Consider the following 16,752-nt stretch of genomic DNA (forward strand, 5'->3'; position numbering starts at 1 on the left):
GTTTAAAATATTTAATATAAAAAATTTTTAATCCTTAAGAAAAAGAATTAATATTAAGAGTAAAATAGGCTTTTTTAGGCGAAATTTCGCAAATGACGTATCTGCCAAATATTGATAAAGAATTTCAATATATTTTACTATCAAAATGAGCCAAATATTGAAAAAACTAAAGCTATTTTTTAAACTTGCTTTTAACTTTTTTGTTATAATATCCCATCAAAAATAAAAGGGATATTTTTTATCCGAATTAAGGTTTTAAATTTGAGAGTATATTTAGATAATAACGCCACAACGATGGTTGATCCAGAGGCTTTTGAGCTTATGAAGCCGTTTTATTGTGAAAAATACGGCAACCCAAACTCACTTCACAAATTTGGCTCAGAAACCCACCCAGCACTAAGAACAGCGCTTGATCAGCTCTACGCCGGATTAAACGCAAAAGATAACGATGACATCGTCGTTACATCATGTGCGACCGAGAGCAACAACTGGGTTGTAAAAGGCATCTACTTCGACAAAATAGCAACTGGTGAGAAAAAACGCATTGTAACAACCGCGGTCGAGCACCCAGCCATTTTAGCAACTTGTAAATTTCTAGAAAAGTATGGCGTGGAGCTTACGGTTTTAGACGTAAATAGCGATGGTATCGTTACTCCAGAGCAGCTAAGGGCTGTCATGGACGAAAATGTCGCACTTGTCGCCATAATGAGCGCAAACAACGAAACTGGTATGATCTTTCCTATAAAGGGGCTTGCCAAAGTCGCCCACGAATACGGCGCATTATTTCACACCGATGCCGTGCAAGCAGTTGGCAAGATAAAGATAGACGTTCAAGACCTAGACGTTGATTTTCTAAGCTTTTCAGCGCATAAATTTCACGGACCAAAGGGCGTTGGAGCGTTATTTATAAAAAATAGCATGCCACTAAGCAGCTTGCTTCACGGCGGCGAGCACATGGGCGGACGCAGAAGCGGCACGCTTGACGTACCAGGCATCGTTGGCATGGGCAAGGCACTTGAGCTGGCAAATAAATTTATGGATTACGAGCACTCACACGTTCGCCGTTTGCGTGACAAGCTAGAAGACGCACTACTGCAAATTCCTGACGTTAGCATCGTTGGCAAAAAAGATCAGCGCGTGCCAAACACTATCCTAGCTTCTATCAAAGGCGTCGAGGGCGAGGCTATGCTTTGGGACCTAAATAGAGCTGGTATAGCGGCATCTACTGGCTCTGCCTGTGCGAGCGAGACACTAGAGAGCAACCCTATCATGGAGGCGATCGGCGCTGACAAAGAGCTAGCCCACACCGCACTTAGACTCTCACTTTCTAGGTTTAACACCGAAGAGGAGATCGACTACGCGATCGAACATATAACAAAAGCGGTAAATAGGCTAAGAAGCATATCAAGCACTTTCGCATACGCCCCAGAGTGGCACAAGAGTGGATTATAAAATTTAAAGGAAAAACATGGCAAAAAATAACTTAATCGGCGGCTCTATCTGGGATGAATACTCAAAGGTAGTGCAAGATAGGATGAATAATCCTAAATTCATGGGCGAGCTAACCGAAGAAGACGCCAAAAAAGCAAACGCAAAGCTCATTATCGCTGACTTTGGCGCAGAAAGCTGCGGCGATGCGGTAAGGCTTTACTGGCTCGTTGATGAGAAAACTGACAAGATAATTGACGCTAAATTTAAAAGCTTTGGCTGTGGCACGGCGATAGCTAGCTCTGATACGATGGCTGAGCTTTGCATCGGCAAAACAGTCGATGAGGCGGTTAAGATCACAAACCTTGATGTAGAAAGAGCTATGCGCGACAACCCAGATACCCCAGCTGTGCCACCTCAAAAGATGCACTGCTCGGTTATGGCATACGACGTTATCAAGGCAGCTGCTGCAAGCTACAAGGGCATAGACCCAGAGCACTTTGAAGATGAGATCATCGTTTGCGAGTGCGCTAGAGTGAGCCTTGGCACGATCAAAGAGGTGATAAGACTAAACGACCTTCATACGGTTGAGGAGATCACGCAATACACCAAAGCAGGGGCATTTTGTAAATCATGCGTTAGACCTGGCGGACACGAGAAAAAAGACTACTATTTGGTTGATATCTTACGCGATACTAGGGCTGAGATGGAGCAAGAGAGGCTCGAAGCTCAGGCAAATGCTCAAGCAAACAACACACTAAGCGACGTTAGCTTTGAGAGTATGACGATGGTTGGTCAGCTAAAAGCGATCGAATCGATCATCGATAAGGAGATCCGCCCTATGCTTATGATGGATGGCGGAAATTTAGAGATCATAGACATCAGAAACGATAACGGCGAAAATATCGACGTTTATATCCGCTATCTTGGCGCTTGCTCAGGCTGTTCAAGCGGCTCGACTGGCACGCTTTATGCGATAGAAAATGTCTTACAAGAGAGCCTAAGCCCAAAGATCAGGGTTATGCCTATATAAATTTATCGAACGGCTTCTTTTGGAGCTGTTCGACTCTACTAAACTAAATTTACCACCTAGACAATCTGAATTTAACCTTTTAAAAATTTAAAAATTTCACTTCTGGTCTGCGTCAAGTCACCCACAAATTTCTTCTCAAACTGCGAGCGGTTAAAGGTTCTCTGACGCTTAGCAAGCTGGGCTGTGTGCGTGGCGATGAGCGTTTCTAGCTCGCTTTTTGAAATTTCACCCTCCAAAAACTGCTTGCACTCTTTTAGACCTATCGATTTTAGTGGCTTTGGCTCGCTTTTATACTTGTCAAATAAAAACTTCGCCTCATCTATCAAGCCCTCATCTAGCATATTTTTCGTCCGTTTTGCGATGCGAGCTCTAAGCTCCTCTTTGTCCCACAAAATTTCAAATATCGCAAGCTCTTTTATGACGCTCTCTTTGGTGTTTTGCTTTAGCCAGATGCTTGGGATTTGCCCGCTAAATTTATAAATTTGATACCATTTTTCAAGGCGATAAGAGTCGTTTTGACTAAATTTACTTGCAAACTCTGGATCGTTTTGTAAAGCTAGCTCGTAAATTTCTTCGTTGCTTAAATTTAGCTCGCATTTTGGCACGTCTGGCGCAAGACCGCTAAGCATCGCCTTTAGATAAAAGCCACTGCCGCCTGTGATGATGAGCAAAGACTCTTGCGAGCGCGCAAATTCCTTTGCCTTTTTATAAATTTCAAAAAATGCCCCAACGCTAAATTCCTCATCAGGATAAATTTCATCCACCCCAAAGTGCCTCACAGCTGCTAGCTGCCAGGGCTTTGGCTTTGCGCTGGCGATATCTATCTCTTTATAAAGTGCGAGTGAGTCAAGGCTTAAGATGACGCCATTAAACTTCTTTGCTAGCTCAAAGGCTAGATCGCTCTTGCCGCTTGCTGTGGTGCCAATTAGTGCTAGCTCGCCAAACAAGCTTAGCCCTCATAAAGTGAGCTAAATAGCAAAATTTCATCGCTTTGCTCGTTACTTTTGCCCTCTTTTAAAAGATCAGCCAAAACGCCTGCGAAGTGCGGTGCAAAGCTTAGTTCATTTAGCCCGTACGCTTGGTTATAAAGTAAATTTTGATATGTCTCGTCGCGTCCGATCGCTGGCTTGTCGTTTGAGCTAAGAAGGATGAAATTTGCCCTAAAACTAGGCTCTTTTAGCTCGCTTATGCCAAGGTGTCTTTTTAGCTCGTTTAAAAATGCGTTGATCTTTTCTGTTTTTACGAGTGTATCAATCGCGCCCACTTGTAAATTTGTGATGATCGTAACGCCATTTTTCGTTGGATAAATTTTGGCAAACATATCATTTAAAATGATCGGTTTTTTAGGGATCTGACCCTCGCTTAGCACAAGATCGATCGTGTAAAATTTAGCCAAAATGGCGCTTAAATTTGTCCCAAGCTTGCTTGAAAGCTCCAAGCTTCTACTAGCCACAACAAAGCTGTCAGCCTCGTATTCATCGTCACTGCCAACAGCCTTTTGCACGGCTTGCCCCTGTGTTTTTAGCTCATAAATTTCATCGTTTATAAACTGCACTCCAAGCTCGTTTAGCTCACTAACAAGCGCTTTTTTTAGCTCTCCAGCGTCGATACTCGCGTTTTTGCTTAAATTTAGCGCCCCTTTTATGTTTTTATTTATTAGACCAAAATTTGCAAGCTCACTATCCACGCTTAAAATTTCTTGCTCGCTATCAGCGACTTTCATCTCATCAAGCCTCTTTTTAAAGCTCTCATCCTCGCTAAAGATGAGATAAACGCCGCTCTCATCAAAATTTATCTGCGGATATTTTTCGCTTAGCTCTCTTAAAATTTCAAAGCTCTTTTGTCCAAATTTCTTAAACAAAACTCTCATCTTTTTATCGTGAGCCTTTGTTGATTTAAGCGTGAAATTTGCCATCCAAGCTCTAAAGTTTTCATTTAAGCAAAGCGCTATATCAAGCTCGCTTTTTTTACTAACTAGCCCCAAAAACGAGCTAGATATCGCTCCATCTCTTGCAAGCGCTGGGGTGTTAAATGGGGTTAAAATTCCGCTTTCAAACTCATCTTTTTGGTTACTAATAACTAAAATTTCCTCGCCCTTTTTAGCTAGCTCAAGCGCCGTAAATAACGCACTAAAACCATCTCCGATAATCGCTATTTTACTCATCATAACCCTTCATTTTAAATTACTCTCGCAATGATAATATAAATTTAGATTTAAAGCAAAATGGTGTAAAATCAGACACTTTTTAAAAAGATGGAAATTTATATGATCAAAAAGCTAAAAGATATCGCAGAACTCATCGTTTTTAAGCACTCGGTCTTTGCCCTGCCCTTTATCTTTGTGGCGATGATAGTTGCGAGCAAGATAGAAAATGGCTCGGCTTGGTTTGGCTTTAAACTGCTTATTTTAGGCACTATTTGCGCGGTTAGTGCTAGAAATTTCGCCATGGCGTTTAACAGATACCAAGACGAGGACATCGACAAACTAAACCCACGCACCGCAAGCCGTCCAAGCGTAGATGGGCGCATCGGCAAGGGCAATATGCAGCTTTTCATCGCAGCAAACGCGCTTATCTTTATCATCTGCGCTTATTTTGTAAATTCGCTCGCATTTTGGCTAAGCTTCCCTATCCTTGCCGTGCTTGGCGGATACTCGCTGTTTAAGAGATTTAGCGAGCTAGCGCACTTGGCGCTAGGCCTTAGCCTTGGACTTGCTCCTATCGCTGGCGTGGTCGCAGTGAGCGCTGCAATACCACTTTGGAGCGTGCTGCTTTGCCTTGGTGTGACATTTTGGGTGGCTGGATTTGACCTGCTTTACTCGCTTCAAGATATGAAATTTGACCAAGAGAACAAGCTCTTTAGCATACCAGCCATTTACGGCGACAAGGCGACACTATTTTTATCAGCCATTTTTCACGCCTTAGCTTTTATACTTTGGCTACTTTTTGCTTGGGCGGCTGGGCTTGGAGCGATGGCATTTTTTGGCATTGTGGTAAGCGGCGTGATATTATTTTTCGAGCACAGGATCGTAAGGCGCGACTTTAGCAAGATAGACAGGGCGTTTTTTACGCTAAATGGCTACTTGGGAATTTTATTTTTCATCTTTGTTTGGATCAGTGTACTATGAGCGAAGTAAGGCTTTTTAAAGCGCCTCTTAGCATGGTTTATGAGCGTGATAGCTCGGGAGATGAGAAATTTTTAAGAGAATTTAACTCTATCTTGCCAGGTGACGAAGATGCGCTTGGAGCGTGGCTAAAGCGAGCCAAATCACGCGGCGAGACAAAAGAGAGCGACCAAGTCTTGCTAACGCTTGTCATCGAGCTTCATAGAAAGATCGACGCGCTAAGTGATTATATAAAAAATGAGCACAAGCAGTATCTGCCACTAAGTGAGAGTGCAGATATCGATGAGATCGGCTTTACGCATATAAAAATAAGCGAAGATAAATTTAAAAAAGATGAAATTTACTACGCAAGGATCGCGATGCCTATCTTTCCAAAAAGAAATTTGAGCCTTTATCTAAGGGCGCAGGATGAGAGGCTAGCAAAGATAGAGAACATGCACGAAGAGGACGAGGCCGACTGGAACGCTTACGTGACGGCTAGAGAGCGTGTGATGATAAGAGAGCTTAGGGCAAATTCATAAAGGAAAAATATGGAAATTTACATTTTTTTAGGTTTTGGCATCGTTTTAGCGATAATAATAGCTTTGATATTTATAAAAGATAGCGAGACAAATAAGAAATTTACAAGATATGAGCGTGCCATAGAGAGCGCCATACAAGAAAACTACAATCTCAAAAAACAGCTAGCCGCACTGGCAAGCTTTAAGCCTGATGATGACGAGCAGCTAAAAGATGTAAAAGATGAGCTAAAAGAGCAGATAAATGAGCAGATCAATGAAAAAATCGTGCCGATAATCCGCGCTATAAAGAGCATCGAGCGAGTGATAGATGACTTTGCAAACGAGCAAAAAGATAGGATGTTTAACCTTGAGGAGCGAACAAGAGATATCAATAAAATCGCCCCGAGTGTTATAAATGAAGAAGAGCAGATCCTAAAGATGTTTAAAGATGGCAAAAGCGCAGCCATGATCGCTAAAGATCTTCACGTGGGTATGGGGCGAGTTGAGTTTGTGCTTAAATTTCATAAATTAGCCTAAATTTGGGCTAATTTTAAAAGACAAAACTACTCTTAAACTACAAAAATTAGCTTAAATTTTTATTTAGATTTAAATCTTTTAACATATAATTGAAAAATTAATAAAAGCTCTAACCAAGCTTAAAAAAGGTGCTTTATGCTAATAGATAAATATGGTCGGGTTGTTGATTATTTAAGAATTTCCGTGACGCAGCGGTGCAATTTTAGATGTAGATATTGCATGCCTACGACGCCATTTAGTTGGACGCCAAAAGAGAATTTACTGACATTTGAAGAGCTATTTTTATTTGTCAAAGTAGCTATCGATGAGGGTGTGAAAAAGATCAGGATCACAGGCGGCGAACCACTCGTGCGCAAGGATCTGGACGTCTTTATAAAGATGATAAGCGATTACAAGCCAGACATCGATCTAGCGCTTACGACAAATGGCTTTATGCTGCCGCACTTTGCCAAAAGGCTAAAGGACGCTGGTCTAAAGCGCATAAATATGTCGCTTGATACGCTAAATGAGCAAAAGGCTAAATTTATCGCCCAAAAGAGCGTCTTGCACGAGGTTTTAGCTGGCTTTGAAGCAGCACTTGATGCTGGATTAAAGGTGAAGATAAACACAGTCGCGCTAAAAGGCTTTAACGACGATGAGCTAGTAAATTTGCTTGAGTTTGCTAAATTTAGAAATTCTCAGATCAGATTTATCGAATATATGGAAAACTCGCACGCCAAAGATGATCTAAAAGGGCTAAAAAGCGACGAAATTTTGAGTATCATCTCGCAAAAATATAATGTCACAAAAGATGAAAAATTGCCAAACGCACCCGCGTCTATTTATAGGCTTGATGACGGCTATAAATTTGGCATCATTGACCCCCACAAACACGACTTTTGCGAGAGTTGCAACCGCATTAGGCTAAGCGCTGAAGGACTTTTGATACCTTGCCTTTACTTTGAAGATGCACTAAGTATCAAAAAAGCAGTTGCAAATGGCGATATCGTCGCAGCAAGCGAGATCTTAAGACAAGTGCTTGCCAACAAGCCAAAAGAGAACAAATGGGCTCTAGGAGCTGAAAACGAAACCTCTTCAAGGGCCTTTTACCAAACTGGTGGTTGATGAGCAAAGAGCTAGAATTAGTTGAAGCATTTTTAAGCATCCAAGGTGAGGGCGCTTATCAGGGCAGGCTCGCTATATTTTTACGCTTTTTGGGCTGCAACCTAAACTGCTCTGGCTTTGGCGTAAAGACAAGATCTTTAAAAACAGGCGAAGAGCTTTTGGGATGCGATAGCATAAGAGCCGTTTTTAAAGGACATTTTCACCACAAAACATATAGCGCAGATGAAATTTTAAACCTAGTTGATGGGCTTTGTAAAGGCTTAGAGCAAAAGCCGATCATCGTTTTAACAGGCGGCGAACCACTCATCTGGCATCAAAATGAAAATTTCATAAATTTGGTAAGAAATTTGCTTATAAATTACGAGGTGCATTTTGAGACAAATGGCACGATCTTGGTTAATTTTGCTAAATTTGAAATTTATAAAAACTGCCATTTTGCACTTGGCGTAAAGCTAGCAAATAGCGGAGTTAGCGAGCAAAAACGCATAAATTTAGATGCCATTTTAGCTATCAAAGATAACGCTAAAAGCAGCTTTTTAAAATTTGTCATCTCGCGCTTTGACAAAAGCGAGCTGGAGGAAATTTTATATATAAAAAATAGAGCAAATTTGCCAGTTTGGTGCATGGCGATGGGTGCAAATGTGGACGAGCTAAGCAAAAATGCTCTAAAAACAGCGCAATTTGCCATAAAGCATGGATTTAACTACTCAGAGCGTATCCACATCAGGCTTTGGGGCGATAAAGAGGGTGTTTGATGATTATTAGAAAACTTTTTAGATTTGAAAATGCGCATATCGTGAGATTTTGTAGCTCAAAGCGCTGCAGGACAAGCATCCACGGCCACAGCTACGTGGCAGAAATTTTACTTAGCTCAAATTTCTTAGACAACGCTGGTATGGTCTATGACTTTGGGCTGATGAAGCAAAATATAAAGACGATCATCGATAGCTTTGATCACGCTACGACCATATTTTCAGGCGATAGTGACGAATACAAAAACGACCTTAAAAGGCACTCTGCAAGGTGGATAGAAATACCACAAAATCCAAGCGCAGAGCAGTTTTGCCGTATATTTTTTGTGATGATCGAGCGGATACTTGAGCTTAGTGTGATGAACAACGGCGAGCGCGAAGTAAAGCTTCATAGCGTCATCGTCCATGAAACCGATACTGGCTATGCGCAGTGCTTCAAAGAGGACGCGACAAACCCACAAATGGGCGAGATAAGGCTTAGCGATATCAAATTTTCTGAGGCCATTATAGACGAGTGGGAAGATAAAAATTTGCTTGAAAAGATGATAAATAAGATAAAAATAGAAAATCCAAAGGACGTTTAATGAAAAAATTTATAACCTCTTTTTTGCTTATAGCTGGCGTATTTTTGGGATGTGGAGATAAAGAAGAGGCCAAAAGTGACGTTAGCGAGCCAGTCCCCAGTGATGTTACGATAGCTCAGCCTGATGCGAATGTAACTATCGACGAGCAGCTCCCACCTGAGCCAGTAGTCGAAGAAAATGAGCCTCCTAAAGATAAGAAATGAACGAACACTTAAGCTCGCTTTATGCTTATACTTTGCCATTTCACGTGACATTTTTTTATGTGCTTCTTGCCTTGGCGGTGCTTTATCTAGCGCTTACTCAGTTTGGAGTGAGAAGCAAAAACTACGTCCTTCACATAAGATATTTTCTGCCTATTTATCATATGCTACTTAGCTTTTTGGTGCTAACTGGACTTATTTTGTGGGCATATTATAGCTATGAGCCAAAATTTAACGCCATAAAAATGCTTCTTATCTTGATAGCCCTGATCGCACTTAGCGCCGTTGGATATAAAAGGCTAAAAAGATACGCCGTTGCTGGCAGGCTAGAGAAATTTAAAAAATTTGCCCTTATTAAAGGCATTTGCGACATTATTTTGATCATCATAGCAGGGATTTAGATGAAATTTTTATATGATAAAAACGCTGGCAAAGAGCGCCTAAAGATAGTAAATGAGGCATTTTTGCACCTAAAAGCTAGAAGGGTTGAAGCAGGAGAGCGCATAAGTGTTAGAAATTTATGCGACGGCAAAGAGTACATCTACGAGGTTGATGAGATAGAGCGCAGAAGTGCAAATTTAAGTCTTGTCTTTGCCAGCCTAAACTGCGAGCATAAATTTGACTTTACCATCGCTTGGGCGGTCGTTGATCCAAAGACGATCGAAAAGGCACTGCCATTTTTAAATGAGCTTGGCGTTGGCAAGATCGCCTTTGTCTACACTAAATTTTCTCAGGCAAATTTCAAGATCGACCTTGAAAAGCTAAACTACATAAACGCACTTTCATGCGAGCAGTGCGGGAGAACGTCGCTAATGGAGTTTGAAATTTATAAAAATTTAGACGAGCTAATGAGCGTTTATAAAAATGTCTCGGCTATAAATTTTGGCGGTAAAAATTTAAATGAAAAAAAAGATGATGAGATATTAATAATCGGTCCAGAGGGCGGATTTAGCGAGGATGAGACGGCTAAATTTAAAAATATCTACGGCCTAAATACAAAAAATATCCTAAGATCACAGACCGCAGTCATATCTGTGGCGGCAAAATTTCTTGCCTGATTTATTTGATTTTTAGATTAGTTTTTATATAATCAGCAACTTTTAAGGTAACAAATAGCCCAAAACAATAAAGGAAAGATGATGAAAAAAGAGATCCATCCAGAGTATGTAGATTGCACCGTAACTTGCGCGTGTGGCAACACTTTTAAGACAAAGTCAAACAAAAGCGAAATCAGAATTGACATTTGCGACAAGTGCCACCCATTTTTCACAGGCAGCGAAAAGATAGTTGATAGCGCTGGCCGTGTTGAGAAATTTAAGAAAAAATACGCTCAAAAATAAGCCTTGCTCTACTTTATTCCTACTCCAATAGGAAATTTAGAAGATATCTCGCTTCGCGCGATCAAAATTTTGCGTGAATGCGAGATAGCTATCTGCGAAGATACAAGAGTTTGCAAAAGCCTTGTAAATCTACTAAACGAACGCTTTGACGCAAATATAAACATCTCAAATTTTATCCCGCTTCACACACACAACGAAGATGAATTTTTTGTAAATTTAAGTGATGAAATTTTAAGCAAAAACGTAGCTTATATGAGCGATGCTGGCATGCCAGGCATAAGCGACCCGGGCGTTAGCCTAGTAAGATACGCTCAAAAAAATGATATCAAATACGAAATTTTAAGCGGAGCAAACGCTGCACTTTTAAGCGTGGTCGCAAGTGGGCTTTGCGATAAAGAGTTTGTTTTCTTAGGATTTTTACCAAACACCGGCAGAGAAAGAGCACTAGCCATACAAAACGCTCTAAGCTTAGCCTATCCAGCCGTCATATACGAAAGCCCAAAACGCGTATTAAGCTTAGTGCAAAGCATCGCAAATTTAGAGCCAGAGAGAGAAATTTTTGCCATAAAAGAGGCTACTAAAAAATTTGAGACTAAATTTAAAGGCACAGCCAAAAATTTAGCCCAAATTTTAGAAAAAGCAAATTTAAATGGCGAGTGGGCAGTTGTCATCTCAAAAAGTGCTAACATAGCCACTCAAAATATCACAAAAGATGAGATCATCTCGCTTGATATAGCCCCAAAGGCAAAGGCAAAACTGCTTAGTAAAATAACTGGCGAAGATGTCAAAAAGATCTACGACGAGCTTATAAAATCATAAATTTAAAAGCTCAAATTTTCTCAAAAAGTTTCAAAAATTCACTCAAATTTAGAAGCAAAATAAGTTAAATTTTACTTGACTTTAGCTACCATAAGCAACCATGATAATATACGGAAAACAGCTATTTTTACATATTTTGAACAAGCGCCCGCAGATCCTAGAAGAGATCTATCTCTCAAAAGAGTGTGATAAAAAACTCTTCTCAAAAATTTGCGGCACAGGCAAAAAGATCATCCGCGTGGATAATCAAAAGGCGCAGTCTATGGCGCATGGCGGCAACCATCAAGGCTTCTTAGCAAGCGTTAGCGAGTTTGAGTTTTCAGACTTTAGTGAGCTAAAAAAGCTAAATTTCATCGCCGTGCTTTATGGCATAAGTGACGTCGGAAACATCGGTGCCATCGCTAGAAGCGCCTATGCTCTAGGCTGCGAAGGGTTAGTCATTGTTGCAAAAAGTGTAAATATGCAAGGCGTTTTAAGGTCAAGTAGCGGTGCTGCATACGAGATACCAATAGCCATTTTTGAGGACGGACTTAGCCTTCTAAACGAGCTAAAACAGTGTGGTTTTAGGCTCTACGCGACGGCAAGTGAGGGCAAAAATATAAAAGAGATGAAATTTGCTGGCAAAAGGGCTTTGGTGATGGGCTCAGAGGGCGAAGGCATACCGCAAAAAGCTCTAGCAAAGTGCGATGAGTGCGTCGGCATCAAGCTAAAAGACGGCTGGGACTCCCTAAATGTAAGTGCAGCTTTTGCGATAATTTGTGATAGGATGATAGATGAATGAACTAGAAAATTTAAAAGAGATAGGCATAAAGGAAATTTCGCGTAAAACGCACATTGAACCCACATTTTTACAATACATTTTTGACAAAAATTTTGAAAAATTATCACGCTTAAACATTAGAGGTTACGCCAAAATTTTACAGCGTGAGTATGGCGTCGATCTTAGCGAACTTCTAGCAGAATACGACGCATTTATGCAAGAAAACATGCCTGATGAGAGCAAAAAAACAAAAGTTAGCCCAAAAATTTCATCATACACACCTGAAGATGTCTCGATCCAAAGGCAAAGTAGCGGTGGCGGGGCTGGTTTTTTCTTTTGGATCATCATTTTAGCTATCATCGCTGGCGGCGCTTACTACTTTGACGCTTACAAATACGTCCAAAATTTCATCGCAAGCTTAAATGAAGACAACACAAGCGTGAGCTACTCGCAATCAAGCATCGTCAATGAAGTGAAGAAAAATATAATCGACACAAACGTAACAATCTCTCAAAACACTCCAAAGATCGATGCAAACGCTTCAAGCGTGAAAATTTCAGCTCCAGCTGAGCAAAACGCGACTGTAAATCCTGCTAGCGTTGATCAAAATGCCATAAAGCCTAGCATGGCAGCCCAGCCAGCTCCAAAAGTAGAGCAAAACGTGACAAAACCACTAAATGAGGCGGTCATCACACCAAAACAACGCGTTTGGATAGGCATCATCAACCTTGAAAATGGTCAAAAAACATCAAGCGACACAAGCAAAAGTGTAAATATAAATTTAGACCAAAGACAGCTAGTCGTTTGCGGAAATGGTAATATCGAGCTTAAGATCGGCGATAAAGTAACAAAATATAATCCAAGCCGTCCAGCTAGATTTTTAGTAGAAAATGGCGATATGAAATTTTTAACTTATGACGAGTTTGTCGAGATGAATAAGGGCAAATCTTGGTAAAAAAACTAGCCATATTTCTTCTTTTTAGCGTTTTTTCATACGCTTTTGATCTAAATAGTAGCGCAAACGCACTAAGTAGCGGAAAAGATCTGCAAATTTCTTTAGAAAATTTAGACACTAACGGCTCGCTAAACGTTGGCGAGCTAGTCTCAAGGCTAAAGCAAAGCTCAAACTACGATGCACTCTCTTTTAGCTCAAATAGCTTAAATTTAAAATTTATAAGCACGCAAAAAGTCCCCTCAGCACTATTTGTAAAATCGATAAATTTAGCTCTTGAAGATGCAAACATAAGCGTGGCAAGGGTAAATTCTCTAAAAAATGGCAATGAAATTTCTTATGGGATTTTAGCTCTAAAAAGTGGTGGCATAGATCCAAATTTGCTAAATTTCACGCTTAGTAAAAGTGGCTTTAAGATCATGGGATTTGATAGAGTTGATGGAAATTTAGCGCTTTATTTGGACGCTAAAAATATGAGCCTAAATGCCTCAAAAGTAAATTTTAACGAAGAGACCCCGCTTGTAAAAAGTGGTGGCGTCTATATCGTAGATGTAGCAGGCGCAAGTAGCCTAAATATCATCTCAAACGAGCCAAACAAATGGGTGCCACTTGTTAGAATTTATGATAAAAACTTAAACCAAATCGATCTAAAAAGAGAAAACGAGATAAAAACTAACTACACCATAAATTTAGCTAAAGACGCAAAATATGCGTTAATTAGCGACAATAACGACATAACTAATATTAAAAACGAGATAATTATCAAGCTTATAAAATAGGAGCAAACAGTGTTTGATGAGATAAGATTTAATACAATTGAGCGTTTGCCAAACTACGTTTTTGCCGAAGTAAATGCGATCAAAATGGCAGCACGTAGAGCTGGCGAGGACATCATCGACTTTTCTATGGGCAACCCAGAGGGCAGAACACCGCAACATATCGTCGATAAACTATGCGAAAGTGCGCAAAAAGACAAGACTCACGGCTACTCAGCCAGCGCTGGAATTTACAAGCTCCGCCTTGCCATTTGCAACTGGTATAAGCGCAAATACGGCGTAAATTTAGACCCAGAGACCGAAGCAGTTGCCACCATGGGCAGCAAAGAGGGCTTTGTGCATCTTGCTCAAGCCGTGATAAACCCAGGAGACGTGGCTATCGTGCCTGATCCTGCATATCCGATACACACGCAAGCGTTTTTATTTGCTGGCGGAAGCGTCGCAAAGATGCCGCTTCACTACAACGATAAATTTGAGCTAGATGAGAATAAATTTTTTGAAAATTTGATCCAGACGATACATGCAAGCTCGCCAAGACCAAAATATGTAGTCGTAAATTTCCCTCACAATCCAACGACCGTGACCGTGCAAAAGAGCTTTTACGAGCGTCTTGTAAGCGTTGCAAAGCAAGAGAGATTTTACATCATCTCAGATATCGCCTACGCAGATCTTACATTTGATGGCTACAAAACGCCAAGCATTTTTGAGGTCGATGGTGCAAAAGACGTCGCAGTCGAGTGCTACACTCTTTCAAAAAGCTACAACATGGCTGGCTGGAGAGTTGGCTTTATGTGCGGAAACAAGAGACTTTGCGCCGCACTTAAAAAGATAAAATCATGGGTTGATTACGGCATGTTTACGCCGATACAAGTATCAGCCACAGTCGCGCTTGACGGCGATCAAAGCTGCGTTGAAGAGATACGCCAAATTTATGAAAAAAGAAGAGATGTGATGATAGAGGCCTTCACTCAGGCTGGTTGGGAGCTTAAAAAGCCAAATGCCAGCATGTTTATCTGGGCAAAACTTCCACCAAAAGTTAGCCACTTAGGCAGTCTTGAGTTTTCAAAGCAGCTTCTTACAAAAGCCTCTGTCGCCGTTAGTCCGGGCATCGGTTTTGGCGAGGGCGGAAACGACTATGTGCGCTTAGCTCTTATCGAAAATGAAAATAGGATAAGGCAAGCAGCAAGAAATATAAAAAAATATTTGAAAGAATTTGAATGAATGTAGCGATATTGGGCGTTGGAACCGTTGGCGAGTCGGTCGCAAAAATTTTACTAAAAAACAAAAAGCTAATCGCAGCAAGATGTGGCGAGGAGATAGTGCCGGTCATCGGTGTGGTTAGAAATTTAAATAAAAAAAGAGACGCTGGCATCCCTTTGACTGATGATATAAATAGCGTCATAAACCGCGATGATATCGACGTTTTTGTTGAGCTTATGGGCGGTGTTGAAGAGCCTTTTAGAGTGGTGAGTGAAATTTTAAAACGCAAAAAAGCAGTCGTCACTGCAAACAAAGCGCTTCTTGCCTATCATAGATACGCTTTGCAAAATTTAGCCAAAAACACGCCATTTGGCTTTGAAGCAAGCGTGGCTGGTGGCATACCGATCATTAGAGCCTTAAGAGAAGGGCTTAGTGCCAACCACATCTTAAGTATAAATGGCATACTAAATGGTACGAGCAACTACATCCTAACCTCGATGATGAATGAGGGCTCAAATTTTAAAGACGCACTTAAAAAGGCGCAGGAGCTTGGATACGCTGAGGCTGACCCTACTTTTGACGTGGGTGGCTTTGACACGGCTCACAAGCTTCTCATCCTAGCAAGCATCGCTTATGGCGTGCACGGCGATCCAGAGGATATCTTGATAGAAGGGATTCAAGGCATCACGCCAGAAGATATATTTTTTGCAAAAGACTTTGAATACTCGATCAAGCTTCTAGCTATCGCCAAAAAAAGCGAAGGCAAGGTCGAGCTACGCGTACATCCAGCGCTTGTGCCGCAAAATAAAATGATAGCAAAGGCAAGTGGCGTGACAAATGCGATCAGCGTTGTTGGAGAGGTCGTTGGCGAGACGATGTACTATGGCCCAGGAGCTGGCGGCGACGCAACAGCAAGCGCAGTAATTAGCGATCTTATCGACATCGCAAGAGATAGCAAGTCGCCTATGCTTGGATACAAAGCGCCATTTGAGCTAAACACCTTAGAGCTGCTTGATCGCGATAGAATAAAGACAAAATACTACTTTAGACTAAAAGTCGAAGACAAGATGGGCGTACTAGCAAAGATAACAAATTTGATGAGCGAAAATAATCTCTCGATCGATAGCTTGCTACAAAAGCCAAAAGATGAGAGCGAGTATGCCGTGCTATTTTTCACGACGCACACGAGCTTAGAGGCTGATGCGAAGCGAACGATAGAGCTTTTAAAAGAGCAAGAGTATATAAAAGAAGAGCCATTTATGATGAGGATCGAGGAGTAGTTTGGGGCTAAAAGAGTATCTCTTTGGCAAGAGCTCGGAAGATAGGGCTTGCGAATTTTTGCGTAAGCTTGGTTTTGTCATTTTAGAGAGAAATTTTCACTCTAAATTTGGCGAGATCGACATCATCGCGCTAAGTAGCGATAAAATTTTGCACTTTATAGAGGTAAAAGCAACTAGCAAAGAATACGAGGCCCAGTACCGTCTAAACAAGGCGAAATATATGAAAATTTTAAAAACGATAAATTTTTATATGATGAAAAATGAGCCAAACAGGGACTTTCAGCTTGATCTGCTAGTTGTGAAAAGCAAAAGCTTTGAGTTGATAGAAAATATTAGTTTATAATAAAATTTATTATTTATCTA

At 40.9% G+C, this 16,752-nt stretch carries 21 protein-coding genes; 19 read left to right on the plus strand and 2 right to left on the minus strand.

Annotation, left to right across the window (positions count from 1 at the left end; translation table 11 throughout):
* Positions 1-261: 261 nt before the first annotated feature.
* Positions 262-1,452, plus strand: a complete 1,191-nt coding sequence (locus tag FZ945_RS01575) for a NifS family cysteine desulfurase (protein WP_148802034.1) — start codon at positions 262-264, stop codon at positions 1,450-1,452.
* Positions 1,453-1,468: 16 nt separating this feature from the next.
* Positions 1,469-2,461: an iron-sulfur cluster assembly scaffold protein NifU gene (locus tag FZ945_RS01580; RefSeq protein WP_004318029.1), complete on the plus strand. Its 993-nt coding sequence runs from the start codon at positions 1,469-1,471 to the stop codon at positions 2,459-2,461.
* Positions 2,462-2,532: 71 nt separating this feature from the next.
* Here FZ945_RS01580 and miaA read toward each other — a convergent pair whose 3' ends face one another.
* Together miaA and FZ945_RS01590 are read right to left on the minus strand one after the other, a co-directional pair.
* A complete protein-coding gene (gene miaA, locus FZ945_RS01585; protein WP_148802036.1) occupies positions 2,533-3,408 on the minus strand; it encodes a tRNA (adenosine(37)-N6)-dimethylallyltransferase MiaA in 876 nt (291 codons plus the stop codon).
* Positions 3,409-3,410: 2 nt separating this feature from the next.
* Entirely contained in the window at positions 3,411-4,625 is a 1,215-nt protein-coding gene (locus tag FZ945_RS01590; RefSeq protein ID WP_148802039.1) for an NAD(P)/FAD-dependent oxidoreductase, read from the minus strand.
* Between the two features lie 102 nt (positions 4,626-4,727).
* Here FZ945_RS01590 and mqnP point away from each other — a divergent pair, with 102 nt between their 5' ends.
* The 17 genes from mqnP (at position 4,728) to FZ945_RS01675 (ending at position 16,732) form a co-directional block, all read left to right on the plus strand.
* A complete protein-coding gene (mqnP, locus tag FZ945_RS01595; RefSeq protein ID WP_410369041.1) occupies positions 4,728-5,588 on the plus strand; it encodes a menaquinone biosynthesis prenyltransferase MqnP in 861 nt (286 codons plus the stop codon).
* Positions 5,585-6,106: a hypothetical protein gene (locus tag FZ945_RS01600; protein WP_103599406.1), complete on the plus strand. Its 522-nt coding sequence runs from the start codon at positions 5,585-5,587 to the stop codon at positions 6,104-6,106. The genes mqnP and FZ945_RS01600 overlap by 4 nt, the downstream gene beginning before the upstream one ends.
* A gap of 9 nt (positions 6,107-6,115) precedes the next feature.
* Positions 6,116-6,622 (plus strand): DUF6115 domain-containing protein, encoded by a 507-nt coding sequence (locus FZ945_RS01605; protein WP_004318037.1) that lies wholly within the window; start codon positions 6,116-6,118, stop codon positions 6,620-6,622.
* Positions 6,623-6,757: 135 nt separating this feature from the next.
* Positions 6,758-7,726 (plus strand): GTP 3',8-cyclase MoaA, encoded by a 969-nt coding sequence (gene moaA / locus FZ945_RS01610; RefSeq protein ID WP_148802041.1) that lies wholly within the window; start codon positions 6,758-6,760, stop codon positions 7,724-7,726.
* Entirely contained in the window at positions 7,726-8,481 is a 756-nt protein-coding gene (locus FZ945_RS01615; RefSeq protein ID WP_148802043.1) for a 7-carboxy-7-deazaguanine synthase QueE, read from the plus strand. The genes moaA and FZ945_RS01615 overlap by 1 nt, the downstream gene beginning before the upstream one ends.
* The gene (locus FZ945_RS01620; RefSeq protein WP_148802045.1) at positions 8,481-9,062 is read left to right on the plus strand and encodes a 6-pyruvoyl trahydropterin synthase family protein; all 582 of its coding nucleotides are present in this window, start codon (positions 8,481-8,483) and stop codon (positions 9,060-9,062) included. Before FZ945_RS01615 ends, FZ945_RS01620 begins: the two co-directional genes overlap by 1 nt.
* The gene (locus FZ945_RS01625; RefSeq protein ID WP_004318036.1) at positions 9,062-9,265 is read left to right on the plus strand and encodes a hypothetical protein; all 204 of its coding nucleotides are present in this window, start codon (positions 9,062-9,064) and stop codon (positions 9,263-9,265) included. The genes FZ945_RS01620 and FZ945_RS01625 overlap by 1 nt, the downstream gene beginning before the upstream one ends.
* Positions 9,262-9,663, plus strand: a complete 402-nt coding sequence (locus FZ945_RS01630) for a hypothetical protein (RefSeq protein ID WP_148802047.1) — start codon at positions 9,262-9,264, stop codon at positions 9,661-9,663. Before FZ945_RS01625 ends, FZ945_RS01630 begins: the two co-directional genes overlap by 4 nt.
* Positions 9,664-10,320: a 16S rRNA (uracil(1498)-N(3))-methyltransferase gene (locus tag FZ945_RS01635; protein WP_148802049.1), complete on the plus strand. Its 657-nt coding sequence runs from the start codon at positions 9,664-9,666 to the stop codon at positions 10,318-10,320.
* An 81-nt stretch (positions 10,321-10,401) separates the two neighbouring features.
* Positions 10,402-10,602, plus strand: a complete 201-nt coding sequence (gene rpmE / locus FZ945_RS01640) for a 50S ribosomal protein L31 (RefSeq protein ID WP_009295018.1) — start codon at positions 10,402-10,404, stop codon at positions 10,600-10,602.
* 3 nt (positions 10,603-10,605) lie between these two features.
* Positions 10,606-11,421: a 16S rRNA (cytidine(1402)-2'-O)-methyltransferase gene (rsmI, locus tag FZ945_RS01645; RefSeq protein WP_148802051.1), complete on the plus strand. Its 816-nt coding sequence runs from the start codon at positions 10,606-10,608 to the stop codon at positions 11,419-11,421.
* Between the two features lie 100 nt (positions 11,422-11,521).
* Positions 11,522-12,202 carry a 23S rRNA (guanosine(2251)-2'-O)-methyltransferase RlmB gene (gene rlmB, locus FZ945_RS01650; protein WP_103635627.1) on the plus strand — a complete coding sequence of 227 codons (681 nt, stop codon included), beginning with the start codon at positions 11,522-11,524 and terminating at the stop codon, positions 12,200-12,202.
* Positions 12,195-13,136 carry a helix-turn-helix domain-containing protein gene (locus FZ945_RS01655; RefSeq protein WP_148802053.1) on the plus strand — a complete coding sequence of 314 codons (942 nt, stop codon included), beginning with the start codon at positions 12,195-12,197 and terminating at the stop codon, positions 13,134-13,136. The genes rlmB and FZ945_RS01655 overlap by 8 nt, the downstream gene beginning before the upstream one ends.
* On the plus strand, positions 13,130-13,912 hold the full coding sequence (locus FZ945_RS01660; RefSeq protein WP_148802055.1) for a hypothetical protein: 783 nt from the start codon (positions 13,130-13,132) through the stop codon (positions 13,910-13,912). The genes FZ945_RS01655 and FZ945_RS01660 overlap by 7 nt, the downstream gene beginning before the upstream one ends.
* A gap of 9 nt (positions 13,913-13,921) precedes the next feature.
* Entirely contained in the window at positions 13,922-15,130 is a 1,209-nt protein-coding gene (locus FZ945_RS01665) for an LL-diaminopimelate aminotransferase (RefSeq protein WP_148802057.1), read from the plus strand.
* Positions 15,127-16,389: a homoserine dehydrogenase gene (locus tag FZ945_RS01670; RefSeq protein WP_021089485.1), complete on the plus strand. Its 1,263-nt coding sequence runs from the start codon at positions 15,127-15,129 to the stop codon at positions 16,387-16,389. The genes FZ945_RS01665 and FZ945_RS01670 overlap by 4 nt, the downstream gene beginning before the upstream one ends.
* A 1-nt stretch (position 16,390) precedes the next feature.
* Positions 16,391-16,732, plus strand: a complete 342-nt coding sequence (locus FZ945_RS01675) for a YraN family protein (RefSeq protein WP_148802059.1) — start codon at positions 16,391-16,393, stop codon at positions 16,730-16,732.
* Positions 16,733-16,752: the final 20 nt, after the last annotated feature.

The sequence above is a fragment of the Campylobacter concisus genome (assembly GCF_902460535.1).
GTDB classification, from domain to species: Bacteria; Campylobacterota; Campylobacteria; order Campylobacterales; family Campylobacteraceae; genus Campylobacter_A; species Campylobacter_A concisus_AS.